This is a genomic window from Bradyrhizobium sp. LTSP885 (assembly GCF_000938305.1).
Classification (GTDB): Bacteria; Pseudomonadota; Alphaproteobacteria; order Rhizobiales; family Xanthobacteraceae; genus Bradyrhizobium.
Window position 1 is genome coordinate 178,915 of record NZ_JYMT01000006.1, and the last position, 17,416, is coordinate 196,330.

The 17,416-nt window shown below is 56.1% G+C and carries 16 protein-coding genes; 4 read left to right on the forward strand and 12 right to left on the reverse strand.

Annotated elements, in window-relative coordinates:
- The first annotated feature begins 192 nt into the window (after nt 1-192).
- From UP09_RS05535 to UP09_RS05550, 4 genes are all read left to right on the forward strand, one after another.
- Nucleotides 193-612: a winged helix-turn-helix transcriptional regulator gene (locus UP09_RS05535; protein ID WP_082069985.1), complete on the forward strand. Its 420-nt coding sequence runs from the start codon at nt 193-195 to the stop codon at nt 610-612.
- The gene (locus tag UP09_RS36760; protein ID WP_156164467.1) at nt 587-1,384 is read left to right on the forward strand and encodes a putative serine hydrolase; all 798 of its coding nucleotides are present in this window, start codon (nt 587-589) and stop codon (nt 1,382-1,384) included. Before UP09_RS05535 ends, UP09_RS36760 begins: the two co-directional genes overlap by 26 nt.
- A gap of 68 nt (nt 1,385-1,452) precedes the next feature.
- Nucleotides 1,453-2,313 (forward strand): helix-turn-helix transcriptional regulator, encoded by an 861-nt coding sequence (locus tag UP09_RS36245; protein ID WP_197082612.1) that lies wholly within the window; start codon nt 1,453-1,455, stop codon nt 2,311-2,313.
- A gap of 110 nt (nt 2,314-2,423) precedes the next feature.
- Nucleotides 2,424-2,975, forward strand: coding sequence for a YbhB/YbcL family Raf kinase inhibitor-like protein (locus UP09_RS05550; protein WP_044537036.1), 552 nt, complete (start codon nt 2,424-2,426; stop codon nt 2,973-2,975).
- A gap of 391 nt (nt 2,976-3,366) precedes the next feature.
- Here UP09_RS05550 and UP09_RS05555 read toward each other — a convergent pair whose 3' ends face one another.
- The 12 genes from UP09_RS05555 to UP09_RS05610 all read right to left on the reverse strand — a co-directional run bounded on the left by UP09_RS05555 (nt 3,367) and on the right by UP09_RS05610 (nt 17,199).
- Nucleotides 3,367-4,881 (reverse strand): aminotransferase class V-fold PLP-dependent enzyme, encoded by a 1,515-nt coding sequence (locus tag UP09_RS05555; RefSeq protein WP_197082613.1) that lies wholly within the window; start codon nt 4,879-4,881, stop codon nt 3,367-3,369.
- A gap of 222 nt (nt 4,882-5,103) precedes the next feature.
- Entirely contained in the window at nt 5,104-5,574 is a 471-nt protein-coding gene (locus UP09_RS05560; protein WP_044537037.1) for a RidA family protein, read from the reverse strand.
- A gap of 179 nt (nt 5,575-5,753) precedes the next feature.
- The gene (locus tag UP09_RS05565) at nt 5,754-6,374 is read right to left on the reverse strand and encodes a glutathione S-transferase family protein (protein ID WP_044537038.1); all 621 of its coding nucleotides are present in this window, start codon (nt 6,372-6,374) and stop codon (nt 5,754-5,756) included.
- A gap of 134 nt (nt 6,375-6,508) precedes the next feature.
- The gene (locus tag UP09_RS05570) at nt 6,509-8,818 is read right to left on the reverse strand and encodes an aconitate hydratase (RefSeq protein WP_156164468.1); all 2,310 of its coding nucleotides are present in this window, start codon (nt 8,816-8,818) and stop codon (nt 6,509-6,511) included.
- Between the two features lie 20 nt (nt 8,819-8,838).
- Entirely contained in the window at nt 8,839-9,567 is a 729-nt protein-coding gene (locus tag UP09_RS05575) for an amino acid ABC transporter ATP-binding protein (protein WP_044537039.1), read from the reverse strand.
- Entirely contained in the window at nt 9,564-10,220 is a 657-nt protein-coding gene (locus UP09_RS05580; RefSeq protein WP_044537040.1) for an amino acid ABC transporter permease, read from the reverse strand. Before UP09_RS05580 ends, UP09_RS05575 begins: the two co-directional genes overlap by 4 nt.
- A complete protein-coding gene (locus UP09_RS05585) occupies nt 10,217-10,945 on the reverse strand; it encodes an amino acid ABC transporter permease (RefSeq protein ID WP_044537041.1) in 729 nt (242 codons plus the stop codon). The genes UP09_RS05580 and UP09_RS05585 overlap by 4 nt, the downstream gene beginning before the upstream one ends.
- Nucleotides 10,942-11,817, reverse strand: coding sequence for an amino acid ABC transporter substrate-binding protein (locus tag UP09_RS05590; RefSeq protein ID WP_052832974.1), 876 nt, complete (start codon nt 11,815-11,817; stop codon nt 10,942-10,944). Before UP09_RS05590 ends, UP09_RS05585 begins: the two co-directional genes overlap by 4 nt.
- Before the next feature lies 1 nt (nt 11,818).
- Nucleotides 11,819-12,970 (reverse strand): pyridoxal-phosphate dependent enzyme, encoded by a 1,152-nt coding sequence (locus UP09_RS05595; RefSeq protein ID WP_082069987.1) that lies wholly within the window; start codon nt 12,968-12,970, stop codon nt 11,819-11,821.
- A gap of 318 nt (nt 12,971-13,288) precedes the next feature.
- Nucleotides 13,289-14,428, reverse strand: coding sequence for a 4-oxalomesaconate tautomerase (locus UP09_RS05600; protein ID WP_349643906.1), 1,140 nt, complete (start codon nt 14,426-14,428; stop codon nt 13,289-13,291).
- 42 nt (nt 14,429-14,470) lie between these two features.
- Complete coding sequence (locus UP09_RS05605) at nt 14,471-15,259, reverse strand: IclR family transcriptional regulator (protein ID WP_245301762.1); 789 nt, start codon at nt 15,257-15,259, stop codon at nt 14,471-14,473.
- Between the two features lie 230 nt (nt 15,260-15,489).
- Entirely contained in the window at nt 15,490-17,199 is a 1,710-nt protein-coding gene (locus UP09_RS05610; protein ID WP_156164469.1) for a hypothetical protein, read from the reverse strand.
- Nucleotides 17,200-17,416: the final 217 nt, after the last annotated feature.

A 17,416-nucleotide genomic window follows, 5' to 3' on the forward strand; every position in this document is an offset into this window, starting at 1 on the left:
CTACAGCGTGGAGACGTTGGCTGCCAAGAGAGGCCAATCCTGACGCACATAATCCACCACGCGCACGTTATGTCGCCCGTTCGAGTCTGCTGCAAAACGACTGCTTAACTTGCGTGCGTGACTCACATAGCGCGCTAGAGTTATATCGCGCAAGTACGCACAGCGCGGGGACTAGGTATCACGGAGTGAACCATGCAAGACCTATTCGTGAAGAAGTACGATTGCGCAGCCGGATGCCCCGTCGAAGCAACTCTGGATTTGATCGACGGAAAATGGAAGGCAATCATCCTCTATCATCTTTTAACGGGAACACTGCGCTTCAATGAGTTGAGACGACGCTTGGCGAAAATCACTCAGCGCATGTTGGCGCGGCAATTACGTGAGCTCGAGGAAGTCGGCCTCGTGAGCCGGACCATCTTTGCGGAGGTACCGCCCCGTGTCGAATATGCGCTGACGGCTCACGGACAATCATTAGAGCCGGTCATTCGAGCCTTGTGGGTCTGGGGTGACGCCTATCTCACTCGGCGAAGCCAAGGATCGATAACTCCCGTCGCAGTCAAGCACGCTAAAAAGGAGCATCGGCCAGTTGTTGCCGATCGAGCGGTGCGATGACCTTGTGCTCGGGGTCGTTGCTGCCCATCTGCAATTGACTGCAATCGACAATTTACAACCCGCAACCGGAAGCGATAAATTACTTTTCTGGATTGAAATGCGCAAGCTTCGGATTCTCTGCCTTCACGGATATCACGGGAGCGCAAAAACGCTCCAAGCGCAAATGCGACCGTTGATGCAAGGATTGGGGTCGCTTGCGGAATTCGTGTGCGTTGACCCGCCGTCCCTGGCAATAGGTGACTTTGGCTGGTGGCATGCCGTTTCGAACGTTGGTGACGATCCAAAACATGCCGGCGTCGATCACCCTACGATGCGATATGAAGGATGGTTAAAAACGAAAACCTGGTTGATTTCGCTATTCCAACAAAGCGCACCGTTCGACGGCGTATTCGGTTTCAGCCAGGGAGCCGCGCTCACGTCCCTTCTCGTCGGCTTGCGAAATTCTTGTGAAGCGGAAGATAGAATCTCGTTCGATTTCGCAATGATGGTGGGTGGATTTGCAAGTAACGACGGCAGCCATGCGTATCTATATCAACGGAGATCAGAATACGGACTGCCGTCAGTTCACATCATCGGCGGGACGGATTTTGTGGTCGCAGGCAGCCAGTCCGATCGGCTTGCAAGCTTCTTCAAGAATCCTCTGATCCTACGGCATTCCGGCGGGCATGTCATTCCCGGCAACCCGCAAGTGCGCAACAGCGTCGTTGCTTTCTTGCAAGAAAGGGCGTGCGGTGCCGAACCGGCAGATGAGAGTGCAAGACGAGATATATGATCCGCTCCTTGCTTTTTCGATTGGGTTCTGAGCTTTAGCTAGTTCCCTCTCTTGTATGGTGAAAAATGGTGGCACTCGTCGAAAAGAAAATGCCGGATCTACAGCCTTATCTGACGTCTCCGAGCCTCATGACGCCGTTTCAGATCGGTCATGCAGACATCGGCGTCATGGCCAGCCTGACTGTCCGCACGCTTCACACCATCCAGCGTGTACGCTTTCAAGACGCCTGCGTAATACTTGTCCTTGAAGGATCTAAATCGGTTTCTGATCTGGACCGTCCAAAACATGCGGAAACTGGCGATATTGCGGTGATTCCTGCCGGTACCATCGCGGACGTCACCAGCAAACCGAACCCGAACCACGCTTATCGCGGCGTCATCCTCTCATTCGAGCAGTCGCTGCTGACGCGTTTCTCTGAAACCTACCCACGCGTGGTCGGAAGCAAGCAGCCGCTCGGTCAAGTCAAGATTCTAAAGAGAGCCGAGGACATCAGCGATGTCGTAGGCCGGGTAATCAGGGATTTCGAGGCAGGACTGGTTATCGAACGAGACCTGCTTTATCACCGGCTCGTCGAAGTGCTACTGACGCTTGCGATACGTCACTGCGTCTTCAATGGCACGAGGCAGCCCAAACTAACAGAACGTGTCGGTGTCCTGGTGGCAGCTGACCTCGCCCGCAACTGGACCGCTACCGAGGTCGCTTGCGAATTCGCCATGAGCGAAGCCACTTTCCGGCGCCGTCTCGCGCGTGAGAGGACCAGCTTTAGCGCCATTCTCGCTGAAGCTCGCTTGGGGAAAGGCCTGTTTCTGCTCCAATCGACCGAACAAGACATCACCAGCATAGCGCTCGACGTCGGCTACCAATCGCCCTCGCATTTCACGGCGCGGTTTCGAAGGCGGTATGGCGTCGCGCCGTCAGACGCGCGGTGATTGATCGAAAGTCGCTCATATCTGAGCGAAACGGGCGCGCGGAATATCTCGTTTTCGTTCAAATGCCTTTGTTGCCGCGCGGATAGGCCGCGCGCTTCGGAGGCTTCGAAATGCGAAAATCATTGATGGCACTATCACTGCTCGCCTTGAGCATAGGATCGGCGGCGGCTGCCGATTTCTCGCTCTCAATTCCGGGGCTGAAAGACGGTGGTACGGCGCCCGAAACGATGGTTCTGAACGGAATGGACTGCAAAGGCGGGAACATCTCGCCGGAGTTGGCGTGGAAGGGCGCGCCCGCCGGTACGAAGAGTTTCGCTTTGACATTTTATGACCCTGACGCGCCCACCGGATCGGGGTTTTGGCATTGGGCCGTGCTCGACATTCCAGCGACCGCAACTGGCTTGCCTGCTGGCGCTGGCGAACCCTCCAAGGGTCAACTGCCTAAGGGCGCCAGAATCGGGAATTCGGATTTCGGCGACCCATCCTACGCTGGCCCCTGTCCGCCAGTGGGAAGCGGTGCGCACCGCCTGCAGTTCGTGCTTCACGCTCTCAAGACAGAGAAGTTACCCGATCTCGCGGGCAAGACCGGTGCTCTCACGGGCTTTCTGGTCAACGCAAACGAAATAGCTCGCGCAAGTTTCACACTGAAGCTCGCTCGCTAAACACAATATAAATAATGAAGCTCGAAAATTCGTCATCATGCTGACAGGCACCCAGGCTCCAATCCCAAGCATCGGCAGTGGGGCTTGAGGCAACACAAGTTCTGTCCTTGCCGATCGGCCGGTCTAACAAAATTGGCGAATGGCAGCGAAGCCCTTGAGTTTCTTTTCCTGAATGTGTCGGAATCTCTTTCGAGATTCCGGCCTTTTCGGATTAAACTTGTTTGCGGAGAGACGTTCTTGACAAGCTTTATGATACTTGCACTCACTTACAAACCGATCAAGATGCGGCCAGGGTGCATGGGCTCTTCACGTCTTGGAAAACGACAAAGTTTGAAGTAACGCATTCCTTCTACCGGTTGCAAAGAGCAGCCTGCATAAACGGAAAGTCGATTCATGCCTCTCCGTTTCGGACGCCTTGAAACGATCCAGACCCAAATTGAGCCAGGTTGATCGGACCCTGATGCTGGTGCGGCGCGCTGCCAAGCGTCACCTTGCCATGCATCACTCCATCGGCCACGGATCCGTCCAAAGAGTAGACGATTACAGTGCCTTCATGCCGCATACGGAAAACAAGATGGATGGTATCACCTTTTATCTCGCCGACGACATCACCTTCGAATTGATGAGATTGTTGGCTACCGGTGAGGGAGCCTGAGTGTTGCCTCAGCTTGAGGCGATGACTTCGTTCTCCGCTCAGGAATTTTATCACCAAATTCCAAAGCCCCGACACGTCAGCATTTGAGGTGGAGTGTGCAGGTTTTGCGGCAACGACCGGTTCCGACAGTATTGCTTTTATACCCAGACCAACCTGATCAGCCTCCCCCGGTTGCAATCCAAAGGGATCGATCTGAACGGAATTATCCGTGACGGACTTGTCGTCAATCATGATCCTTGGCTCGCTCTCAAGCAACCGCAATCGCAAAGCTTCACCATGCAGGGCGATTTGCGCCAGGTCCCAACTCACCGTCAAGCGAGGCACATGCACCGCTCCCTGCGGAGCAACGATGTTCGTCTTAACGCCAGGCAGCTCCAGCCGGTGAGCCACAATGGCTAGATCCTCATTCCATCGGCGAAGTTCAGCCGCGGGATCCCGGCGTTCGAGCCAGACTTCAAGCGCGGTAAGCACGCCGATCACATCTTCCTTGGACACTTTCATGCCGCGCGCGAATGCCTGGTGCGGAGACGCGTTCCACCAGGCCGCTTGGATAAGATCCTTGCGGCCGAGCAGCAGACCACTGGTCTGCGGCCCTCTCAAGAATTTGCCACCGCTATAGACGACCATGTCGGCACCGCGTACCAGATAGGGGCTCGGCCGTTCGATGTGATCAGAAGCCGCATCGACCAACACAGGCACACCACGCGGGGCGGCACGCGCGACGAATTCCTCCAACCGGACGGGCGACGTCGCTTCCCGCGAGCCCAGCACAGCGATCATGGCGACAGGCTGTGTCAGAGCGGCATCGAGATCGGCGATGGTCTCAACCTCTACGATATGCGTCCCTACGATGCGGATTGCCTGGTCGTAAGCATAGCGATGGCTCTTCAGCATGATCACGCGATTGGTCCAACCGTCTGTGAAGGGCAAACGAAGCATCTTCACCGGATCATTGCCGGCTACACAGGCTGCGGTGGCCAATGTCAAGGCAGCCGAACTGCCACAGGTCACGATGCCCAATTCTGCCCCAGTCAGTTCCGCTATACGGCGGCTTGCACCTTCCATGAGCTCATCGAGGCTAACAAACTGGCGAGACGCCTGAGCTATTGCAGCGCGCACTTCGGGCAGCATCACGCTCCCGCCATGGGCGGTGCGGACGGACGCGCAATTTATGTAGGGACGAACGCCTAGCGCGAGGTAGGGATTGTCATTGCGCGCGGCGGGCGAGAATTCTGCAGTGGCTTTAGTCATCATAACAGCGCCTGTATCATTGACAATCTCGGGAACCGAAACGCTGCGTCATCTAGATTCAGCAGCATCTCAGCTGGCTCGGAACGGACAAACATAATCTCTGCCCTCCTGATTGTTATTGTTGCTGCCTTGACTCAGTTTCACTGAGCATAGAACCACGCGCTTATGCCCTGGGGAGACTCCTGGTTCGGTCGCAATCGCGCCTCGCGTTATGGACCGTTGTCATGTCACGATCTCAAACACGGCCTCAATCTCAACGGCAACGCCGGACGGCAGAGAACCCATGCCGACCGCCGAGCGCGCGTGCCTGCCTGCGTCGCCAAATACGCTTACGAGCAGATCGGATGCGCCATTGATGACCTTCGGTTGCTCGCAGAACTCCGGAGCGGAGTTGACGAAACCTACCACCTTGACGCATCGCCTCACGCGGTCGAGATCGCCACCGCAGGCAATCTTGAGCTTTGCCAACAGATTGACCACGCACAATGCTGCCGCTTTTTGACCTTCAGCAACCGAGATCTCCCGTCCCAATTTGCCGATGTATTTTCGGACGCCGTGTTCGATCGGCACTTGCCCCGACATGAAGAGCAAATTGCCAGTTAAGACAAACGGTAAGTAGTTTCCGGCAGGTTCGCCGGGCGCGGAAAGTTCGATTCCGAGTTCGGTCAGTCTTGCGTCGATCTTGCTCGTCATGTGGTTTCTTTCTCAAATTAAACGGTATCGTGGATGCGCGGCTCAGAAGCCGCGGCAGTCGCATTTTCCCGTACCGCGGTCCTTGCGGGACGTCGAAGTGGCGATGTCGCGACGCAACTGGGAAGGACGCTAGCGGTGAACGATGTCGGAGCGAGACCGCAATCATGCGCTGATACCCTTTACGCAAGCGCTTTCATAACCTGCGCCTGGAATGCAGGTCTTGCCGCAAGACGCTGATACCAAGCCTCAAGGCCAGGCATATTCGGCCGATCGATCCCTAGATTGAACCAACGGTACGCTAGATTTCCAATTGCGATGTCGCCCATCGTGAACTGTTGCCCGGCAACGAAGTCTCGCCTCACCAGGTGTTTGTCCAGTACGGACCAAATGTCAGCGGCCTCTTGGCGAGCTTTCCCAATCTTTTCGGGATCACGACTCTCCGGCGGTGTACGAACGAGGCTGACATTCAGCGTCGTCATGTGCGGTTGAACCTGCGACGGCCAGTCCATCCAACGATCGGCATCCGCACGGTCGCGCACGTCATCCGGCCATAGCTGTCCGGCACCGTACTTGGCTGCCAAATACCGCACGATAGCGTTGGACTCCCAGACGACATAATCGTCTTCGTCGCGAATTACCGGTACTAATCCGTTGGGATTGAGCTCGAGAAACCACGCCTCCCTGTTCTTGCCAAACTTTCCTCCGACCTCCTCATGGTCAAACAAGAGGGCAAGTTCCTGCAGGCACCATAGAACCTTGATGACGTTCCCGGAGTTTCCGCGTCCCCAAATCTGAATCACTGTTATATCCCTGCTTCAATGTCACGATTGCTTCCACGATGACGACGCAGCCGCGCGGCGGCGTGTTCGATAGCCTTTCGCGAGCACATGAAGCCCGCAAGACCCATCGCCTATTTAGCGTTATCGTTCTGCATCTATTGACCCGATCGCACACCATCGGTTCGATTGGCTGCGGTGTGGAATAGATTCAGCGAGGACCCGGCCCTGAACCACTTGAGTTGATCGGCCGCGAACGAATGTAGCAACACCAAGGTCTCCGTATTGCCGTCGGCGTGACGTAAGACGCACGTGACCGGCTTACCCGGCGCGAGATGTTCGAGATCAAGCAGGCTGATCCGATCATCCTCCCGAATACGCTCATAATCTTCGACATTCTTGAAGGTGAGCGGCAACAGCCCCTGCTTCTTAAGATTAGTCTCGTGAATTCGAGCGAAGCTCCTCGTGATGACGGCGAGGCCACCGAGAAGGCGGGGAGAAAGAGCCGCGTGCTCGCGACTGCTGCCTTCCCCATAATTGAAGTCGCCAACCGCTACCCACCCTATGCCACGCGACTTGTAGCTACGCGCGATTTTCGAGAATGGCTGATTGATTTCTCCCGTTATGACGTTTTTTCCGTGCCCTGCAGTGTCCGTATAGGCGTTGATCGCACCCATGAACATATTGTCGCTGAACTTATCGAGGTGTCCTCGGTAACGAAGCCACCATCCAGCCGGGGAAATGTGATCAGTCGTGGTTTTGCCCTTGGTCTTCAGGAGAACCGGCAAATCGACAAAGTCCTCACCATTCCAAGCCGGCCAAGGATACAGTCGCTGTATGCGCTCGCTATTGGGGTCAATTTTCAGCTCGAGATCCCGATGGCCGTCCTGTGCCGGGACATAATAGGTCCGCCCCCGCTCAAAATCGGCGGCCGGGACTTCTGGAGCCGGTTTCGGCGGATCGAATTTGAACGGCTTACCGTTGCCACCAACAAGAGTATCGGTCATTGGATTGAACGAAAGCCGACCTGCGAATGCGAGCGCTGTAACCACCTCAGGGCTGGCGATGAAATTCATGGTGGTAGGCTGGCCATCGTTGCGCTTGGGGAAGTTGCGATTATACGATGTGACGATCGTATTTGGCTCGGTCGTTGCTGAGGCGGCCCTTCTCCATTGCCCTATGCAAGGTCCACAAGCATTGGACAGAACGGTGGCGTCCATCTGCTTCAGGGCATCCATCTGACCATCGCGTTCGATGGTTGCGCGGACCTGCTCGGAACCCGGGGTAACCAGGAGAGAAACCGCGGCCTTCAATCCGTTAGCAGTTGCCTGCTTCGCAATATCGGCAGCACGGCTCATGTCCTGGTACGACGAGTTCGTACAACTTCCGATCAATGCTGACGAGATTTTGTCGACGAAGCCGTTCCGACTATCAGCCAATTCCGCGGCCAGTTTCGAGAGCGGCCGGGCCCGATCCGGAGAATGCGGTCCGACAATGTGCGGCTCAAGCGTGCTGAGATCCAGCCGGATCACCTTATCGTAGTAGGCCTCCGGGTCTGCCTCAACCTCCGGATCGGGAGCCAAAAGATCAAGGTTCTGTCTCATCAGGGGGACCAGGTAGTCGCGGCCGGTAGCGCTGAGGTAGACCGCCATCCGTTCGTCAGCGGGGAACATCGACGTCGTCGCCCCAAGCTCCGCGCCCATGTTCGTGATCGTGGCCTTACCGGTGGCGCTGATGGTCCGTGCGCCTGGTCCGATGTATTCCACGATCGCGTTGGTTCCCCCAGAGACCGTGAGTTGCCCCGCGACGTAGAGAATAACGTCCTTTGGCGCGCTCCAACCGTTCAGCTCCCCAGTCAGGTAGACTGCAATGTGCTTCGGATAGAGCACTTCCCACGGCAACCCCGCTATGACGTCGACGGCATCGGCTCCGCCGACGCCTACCGAGCAGGCTCCGAGCCCGCCGGCGTTCGGAGTGTGCGAGTCGGTCCCGATAATAAGCTCACCCGGAAACGCGTAGTGTTCGAGGACAACCTGATGGATGATGCCACCACCCGGCTCCCAAAAGCCGCAACCGTATTTCATCGCGGCGGATCGCAAAAAGTCGTAGACCTCCTTGCTTTCGTCGATCGACTCTCGCAAGTCCGACTCGCCCTCCGTTCTCGCTTGAATAAGATGATCGCAGTGGATGGTCGTGGGCACCGCAACCTGTTCACGCTTCGTCTGCATGAACTGCAGCATCGCGCTTTGCCCGAGGACGTCTTGAAAGACCACCCGATCGGGGCGCAGCGCGAGATAGCTCTTGCCCGCCTCCAACTCCTGCGTTTCCGGAGAGTCGAGGTGGCCGAGAAGAACCTTGTCCGCCAAGGTGAGCGGCTTCTTCAATCGCTTGCGAACGACGCCGAGCTTTAACCGCATGGTGGCATACAGCTTCGAGGCCATGTTGGCCGTGGATTCGATCTCGATCATGATAGTCTCCGGTTGGTTTCTTAGTGTTTGACGATCTTCGACAGGAAGGCTTTCGCCCTGTCGGAATTAGGGTTGGAGAAGAAGTCCGGACACTTTCGATCCTCGACTATTTTACCCGCATCCATGAAAATGACGCGGCTCCCGACCCGTTGGGCGAACCCCATCTCGTGCGTAACTACCACCATCGTCATTCCCGACTTCGCCAGGTCGACCATTACGTCAAGCACCTCGTTGATCATTTCCGGGTCGAGAGCCGATGTCGGCTCATCGAACAGCATGACTATCGGATCCATCGCTAGAGACCGCGCAATGGCCACACGTTGCTGCTGGCCGCCCGAGAGCTGCGACGGATACTTCTCACCGTGAGCGGAAAGCCCTACCTGCTGGAGTAACTTCCTCGCCCTCTGAACGCATTCCTCGCGAGATCGCTTGAGTACCTTCATGGGTGCCAGGGTGATGTTCTCGATGCTGGTCAGGTGCGGATAAAGCTCGAAATTTTGGAAAACCATTCCGACCTTGGAACGAAGCTTGTAAATGTTCGTACTGGCCGACTTGATCGGCTCGCGATCAACCGTAATCTGTCCCTTCTGAAACTCCTCGAGACCATTGATGCACTTGATCAACGTACTCTTACCGGAGCCGGACGGCCCGCAAACGACCACGACTTCACCCTGGTCGATCGATGCACTGCACTCGGACAGTACCTGTAGCTGACCGTACCACTTGTCGACTGCTTCGATCATGATCATCGCGTCACCCTCTTTGTTGTCCGATCCAGTCCGAGCTCAGCCGCGTAGCACACAACAAAGTACACTAGGGCTACGAAACAATAGATCTCGATGGGACGGCCTTCCCTGTTAGCAATGATGTTGGCCGAGGTAAGAAAGTCCGTGAGGCCAACAACGAATGCTAATGAGGTGTCCTGAAAAATGATGATTGATCGCGTTACGAGCAGTGGGTACATGCTACGAACTGCCTGAGGCAGCACCACATGAAGGATCGCTTGGAAGTGGGTCAGCCCCGTCGCGAGCGCAGCAGACAATTGTCCCCGCCTAACTCCCTGAATGCCGGCGCGAACGATTTCCGAAAAGTAAGCTCCTTCGAAGAAGGTGAACGCGATCACAATGGAATAAAACGGCCCCACCGGCTGACCCGTTATGATCGGAACCATAAAGTAGAACCAAAAAACCGCTAGAACGAGCGGAATTGAACGGAACAGGTCTACGTAAATCTTTGCTAAGAGCGAAAGCGGCTTCCACGAACTAAGACGGCAAATCGCAACTAACACACCGACTGTTATGCCGCCGACCACCGCAAGAGCGGTCAGCAACAGAGTTAGCTGCATGCCAGCCCACAGCCAGGGTACATTCCGCGTGATTACCGTCCAATCAAACGAACTCATTTGATAGCGACCTCCGCTCCGAGGCCGCCCGCGTTCGAAAGGTAGCGCTTAAAGAGCCCGGCAAGAATAAGACACATCAAGGAGATGAGCGCATATAGTACGGTCGCCGCAGTGAAGGCTTCAAATCCCTGGAAGGTGAAGCTCTCGATCTGATGCGACTCGGCCGTGATCTCCAGGACGCCAATTGCCAACGCAACAGATGAATTCTTGAATATCGCCAAAAACTCCGATGTGAGCGGAGGAATGACGAGCCGGAATGCCATCGGCAATAGAACGAAGCGGTATGTCTTGACGTAGCTCAATCCGGAAGCGAGTGCGGCGTTTTTGGGCCCTGAGCCCGCTGTTTCCAATCCCGACCGGATCGTCTCGGCAAGACGGGAGGCGCTATAGAAGCTCAGGCAAAGCAACCCCATGGTAAACTCCGGGAAGGGCAATTGCCGCTTCAGGAAGAAGCCGAAGGTTTTTGGCACCACTTCCGGAAACACGAAGAACCAGAGGAACATCTGTACGATTAGCGGCACGTTCCGAAACACCCGAACATAGCACGCGCCGATCACCCTGCCGATCTTCCAAGGGCCGGTTCGCAACACGGCTATCAAGGTTCCCAAAGGAAGCGCGATTAGCCATGCTAGTCCGGAGAGTGTGAGCGTGACGGCGAGCCCGTGCGCCAACCAGGATAAATATGGTTGCTCTACGAGGATCGACCAGTGCCAATGATAATTCACTGCACTATCCCGCCGATCTTGTATACGTACGAGTTCGCTTCGCTCATCGGAACATCGAGCGGCCCGAACCATTTTTTGTAGATGTCGTGGATCTCGCCTGAGCGGTAGAGTTCCGCAAGCGCCGTATCCACGACGAGCTTGAAATCCGGATCGTCTCGCCGAATAACAATCGCATATGTCTCGAAGGTCAGCGGACGCCCTACGACCGCTAATTGATTCTTTGAACGAGCGTCGTCCCTAAGCGACAACAACACGACATCGTCGGTGACATATCCATCGATGCGGTCGGTCTCGAGCGCCAGTACGCCGGCCGCATGATCGGGAAACGTTATGACCTCAGTCCCCTTAAAGGGTGGCGTCTCAACAAGAGATTTCACTGTCTTCTCGCCATTCGTTCCTTGCGGGACACCTATCACTTTGCCCTTCAGATCCTCCCAGTCCTTAACCCCGGAGTCCGTCTTCGTAAGGATCCTCGCTCCGACCACGAAAAACGGCGAGGAGAAGCCGACTTGGCGCATGCGCGATAGCGACATCGACGTGGTGCTGCATTCCATATCAATCGTCCCGTTTGCCAGCAGCGGAATACGCGCTGAGGGCGCCGTGGTAAGATATTTGATCTTCAGACCAGGGGACGCTGTAACGATCTTGATTTTATCGACTACTTTCCGGCAAACGTCGACGGAGAAGCCAACCGTCTGGTTGTCTTGATCCAGATATGAAAACGGCTTGGAGGATTCACGGGTTCCCAAGGTGACGGTACCCGTATCCTTTATCTTCTTCAGTGTCCCAGTGAGATCTTCGGCGAGACAGGGCCGAGCGAACTGTCCGGCCGAAAAGCACGTCACGACGATCAATAAGCCGATGATTCTCATCTTACGTCTCCAGCTTTGGAAATTCAGGGCTACAATAGGAAAACGCCAAGTCCGACTTCAGCGCGCTCGCCGAATTGACGATCACAATTGTGGAACGGGCGGAGATTTCACCGAAGCCGAGTCCGGCTTCGAGCGCGGCCAGTGCCGTTCCGCTTTCGAGCCCGACGAGGATCCCGTCGTCCTTGGCAAGCCGTTGGAGCGCCCGCTTTGCGGCGTTCGGACTGATTGCATATGCGCCGCCCGTAGAGATCGCATCCAAGACCGCTGGAGCCAAACTCGGCGACGGGGTCCTCATGCCGCCTCTCGGGGTATCAATTCGATCCCAACGCTGCACTGTTGTTTGTCCGGCACGAAATGCCTCAACGAGCGGCGAACACCCCTGGTATTGGCTTATGATCAACCGAGGAATCGCGCCTTGGGCGTCGCCGCCTTCCTTCAGACAGTCGAACGCTTGCTTGAGCGCCAATAGAGCAGTGCCCCCCCCTGTCGGACAGACCACGTATTCTGGGAAACGCCAGCCCAATTGCTCTACAATCTCGAAGCCAAGGCTCGTCTTACCGATGACCCGGAACGGCGTTCGATTTGCAGAAATGTTCTTCAGCCCTCTCGCGTTCGCGATATCGTCAGACATTCTGCTGACTGTGCTCCAATCGTCGACCAAGACGAGTTCTGCACCCGTCAATTGGATCTGAAGGATGTTAGCTTCCAAGACGTCGCGCGGAACCAGGCAGACGCATTTCATTCCGGCTCTGCTCGCATAAGCCGCGAACGCTGCGCTTGCATTGCCGGTGCTATTCAGAACAATACCCTCGACGTTGCCGCCGTTCAGCCGACTAATGGTATAGGACGCGCTACGATCCTTGAACGACCCGGTCGGATTCTGACTTTCGTCCTTTATCAGTAAATGATCACAACCAAGCCGCTTGGCAGTTAGAGGCGCGTCCAAAAGAGGGGTCCAACCCTCCCCCATCGTGACGCAACGATCGATATCGTCGAGCGATAGAGCGTCACGATAGCGCCACATCGAACTGATGGCCGTGTCTACCCTCATGAGACTGGGCCCGAACGCGTTGGTTGGAAAGTTACGTCGCTTGTCAGCACTGTCATTTCTTCCTGAGATCCAGCTTCGACGCTTGATCCGCGTGAATTCCATGTGGCCTTGTGCGCTACCGCTAAATGGCAGCGACGATCCTAATCTGGACCGCGAAGAGCGAAGACATCGGCGTTACCTGCATGAACGGTCGCGACGGCGCCTGGCCTTGGGGGGAACCAGCACTCCCACACCGAGTTGACGCTGAGAAGATCGGATAGACTCTTCACGTAACGATCGGAGCGCGGCCGCCTACCGGCCAGATAGGCGGCACCATTGTGCAGCACGGTTTTGACGAACTTGGCCGACTGTTCGAACCGCTGTATCGGCATTTCTTACTCCTTACTCTTGCCAGGTCTCTTCTGGTTCAGTCGGCGTAACCTATGCGACCGCGCGTGACGGACTCTGAAGACCGGTCTTGCCATCCCAGACGCTGCTGGGGATGCAGATCCAACCTTCGAACAACTTTCGGCATGTCCGAATTAGAGATGCCTGCTTAAGTTCAAAACCCGCAAGATCAGATCCGACCGATTCCGTTTCAACCTCGATCACTCCACCTGGATGCTCAATCGCGATCTTCTTCACCTGCGATTTGGGCAGCACCGCAAGGTCGCTGGCTACCGTTCCCGGCAAAATGCACGCCGTCGCCAACGCCATTGCGCCTGTGACGGAGTGCGTCGCGTGGCAATTGTACGGTACGAAATCGCGGGATGCGATCACTCCCCCCTTGGTCGGAGCCGATACCATGACCGGCTTTGGAATGACGAGGTTCGACGTATCGCCTAAACCCATTCGACGGCCGGCTTCGTTGCGCATTTTTTCGAGCCGCGCGATTAGCGGCCTGTCCGCATCTAGTTCTGGCTTGCTTTCGTTTCCACGCTTACCTACCGCCGCCGCCGAAACGATCATCATCGGAACCGCGACGTCAATTAACGTGACCTCGACGTCCTGAATTATTTCGCGAACCTTCCCGGTCGGGAGCAGCTTTTTTGTCTTGCTTCCTACACTCTTGACAAAGTTCAGTCTTACAGGAGATGCGGTTCCATTGACGCCGTCGATCGCGGCATCGCCTTCATACGTGGTGGTACCATTTGGAGTTTGCAGTTCCGCGATGATGACGGAATCGGTGTTGGTATTATAGATCCTGACCGTGGTCGTAGGATCGCCGGCGGCAATCAATCCATTTTCGATGGCGAACGGCCCGACCGCACTCAACATGTTGCCGCAGTTAGAAGCATAGTCAACGATTGGGCTGTCAGGATTTACCTGGACAAAGAAGTAATCGATGTCGGCGTCGGACCGTGCAGACTTCGATATGATTGCGATTTTGCTAGTGAGAGACTCTGCTCCACCAATGCCGTCGATTTGGCGGGGGTGCGGGGATCCCATCGCCGCAAGCATGACCCGATCCAATATGCCGCCCGGATCGTTCGGGAGATCGGACGCGAGAAAAAGCGGCCCCTTTGAGGTACCTCCCCTGTACATGACTGCGGGTATGCGAGTGATCATCCTTGGCTCCATGTCTCTAAGCGCCAGCGCGACTTTCGCGGCGCGTCTAAATTCTCAGGTTCGCTTGGCCTCGGTTCCCCGGGCGAGCGACGCGCCGCCCCCTAAGGTATCCGATACGACCGCGATGCTCGAAAGGATCGAAGGCAGAGCAGCTTTCATTGCAGCCCGATTCCATCGGCTGGCAGGTCCCGAAATCGTCACAGCCCCCAAGATGCCGACGGATCCGTAGATTGGGACCGACACCGAACCAACATCGGGAGTGCGCACCCCGATGCCGATGAAATAACCCTGTTGCCGAGCCCGAACGATGTCAGCGCGAATTCGGTCCGGATTTTGGTTGGCTTTGGCGGCCGCAGCCATGAGCGGAGAGAGCTCGGTCTCGGAAAGTTCGGACATCAGCATCCGACCCGTCTCTCCCGCAAAGAGCGGAAGGGTTTCTCCGATCGGTACGGCTCGGCGAACGGCGTGCAAACCGTCGATTACGTCCACGCATACGCGAAGGTCACCGCTGCGCACGTGGAGAGAGACTGTTTCACGGTGACGGGAACTGATCTCCTCCATCAGAGGTCGCGCGCGGCCCCGGATGTCCATCCGAGATACAGCGAGCACGCTCATCGACAGGAACGTCGCCGCGAGCGTGTAACCGCCGACTGTCGGGCCGCGCCCGATGAAGCCAGCGTTCTCGAGAGATCGGAGGAGCCGATAGGCGATGCTTTTGTGCAAACCAGAACGCTCTACGACCTCTTCGAGAGAGACCGGACCATTCTCGGAAGCGATGATCTTCAATACGACAAGCGCCCGATCGACGGTCTGCGAGCCGCCCGGTCCAGATTCCATTTTCACAGTCAGCAACCTCACTTTCGATTTTAGAGACCGAATGTTGCCACCGCCGCAACGACCCGTCAATCGAAAAACTCCGCGCGCCTCGGCTGACTCATCCGAAGGCGCGATTATGCGAAGGGGTATTGCGCAGTTCTGGTCCATTCCAATCCTAGGCGAAACGAAGCGAGCGTTCTGATTAGTGATAACAAATCACGGCAGCGCGGGCCATGCGCTGCCGTGTAGAGATCGTCCTAGAAGGGATAGTATCGAAGGCTGGTCATGACGATGTTGTCGTCGGTAGAGGCCTTTAGGCCACCGAGGCCTGGCAGTAGATCTCGCCTCACGTACTGGTATTGGGCGCCGACGCGAATGTTGCCCCACGGACCTTCATAAAGCTTGTCCCACAAACCGGTCGTCACTTCCCAGATGTCGCCGGTCACACCTGCGCACGTCCCGCCTTCGATATTGCAACCGGCATTGCTCAGCGTTGGCACGCCATACCCGATGTAACCTCCTGGATTAGTTGCGGTCGCTCCTCCCAAGCCATAAGCGGCGGCTGTCTTTTCGATACCGCCGTAGAGATAAGCGTCGATCTGAGGCGTCGCATGGAGAACCAAACCGCCGAAGAGATCAATATTCTTGAGAGGCGTAATGGCGCCGTTGGTCGCAAGCGTCGCATCTGGTAAGGTGGTGGATCCATAGCGACCCATCCCTTCGCCGTAGAGACCGCTGAAGTGGAAATCGAGCAGCTTCGGTATAAGGGTCGCCACGATCGCACCGCCGACGCCATAACCGCTGGTCGATTGGTTTGTCGACCCTCCAGCAAAGCCGGCTGCAGTGAGTGCCCCGTAATTCACCCGATCGTAGAAGTTACGATAAGCGCCGAAGGCTTCGATATGTATGTCGCGATCTCCGACCTTCCCTTCATAAGCGACCTTGCCGACAATGTCGGGCATCTGGTTGATGGATAATTGTTGATTCTGACCTGTTTGGCCGTAGCCGGAGGCGCCGGTTGCAAGGCATGAGATGCCGGCAACCCCGGTAGCCGCACCAAAGTTGGTGGCAGACGCCGCAGGCAAAGCGGACGAATTAGCTACGACGTTATTGCAACCAGTCCCGCCGAACGTCGTTGCGGATTCTTCGGCCGACAGAGCAAACCACCAAGTCTTGTCGAAGTCCTTGGTGATCCGAATACCCGGTTGACGAGCGTAGGCAAAACCAGCGACGTCGTTGTTTTCGATCACCAGGGGGATATCTTCGTTGCGCGGCGTGATGCCCTTCGTGTTGGTCGTCACCAGAGAATAGGCCTGTCCCGCCAGCACGTGCCAGCCACTATCCAGATAATCGGCGTTCACGAACGCTTGTCTAATTCGAGGTGTCCAGCCATCGGTTTGAGTGTAGTTGCTCGTCGTACCGCCACCGTTAAAATCCATTTCGTAGTATCCGGTCACGAACATCGACGGACTTACCGGCGCCTCCGCGAGTAACGACAGGCGCGAACCTCGCGCCGAGAAGCGTTGTTCGTTCATATGCGCGAGCGGACTATTCAGAGTTGGAATTCCTGTGAACGAGGTTCCCATGTCGGAGCTGTCGTTGCGCGTCCGAAATACGCTGTCGGCGGCGATGTATCCGCCGGGCGTGAATTTCACCACACCCCAAGTCCAGCTCTTGTCGAAGGCGGGCGCCGGCGTCTTGTACTGTAATGGCGGTGGAGCGACTGGGCGCTCGGCCACAACCTTGATCGCTTCCTTTGTCTTGCGGGTCTCTGTCTTCTGATCTTTGACCGCAGCCCTGAGTTCGTCGATTTGTGCGTTTTGCGCATTGATCAGCGCTTTGAGTTCAGAGATTTCTTTCTGAACCGAACTGTCCTGCGCGAAGAGTGCAGTAGCAGAGGTCGATAGCAGCAACGCTGCTACAGAAGCTCGAAATGATGAAGCAACCAACTTCCGACAGATATCCATGATTAACCCCCAAGTGTTTACAGACAACAGATCCCCCTCCCCGGAAATTACTTCCGAGGTGCCCTTCTCATGATTCCGTTAGTTTCTATTATAGAGACTTCGATATCTAAATACGAAACTCGACAAAAGCCCCTAGCAGCGATCGAAATGTGACGTCAATACGAAGAGTTAGGCAGACCGTGCCCAACCTCTCGGCAGCCGTGGTGACAACCGACAC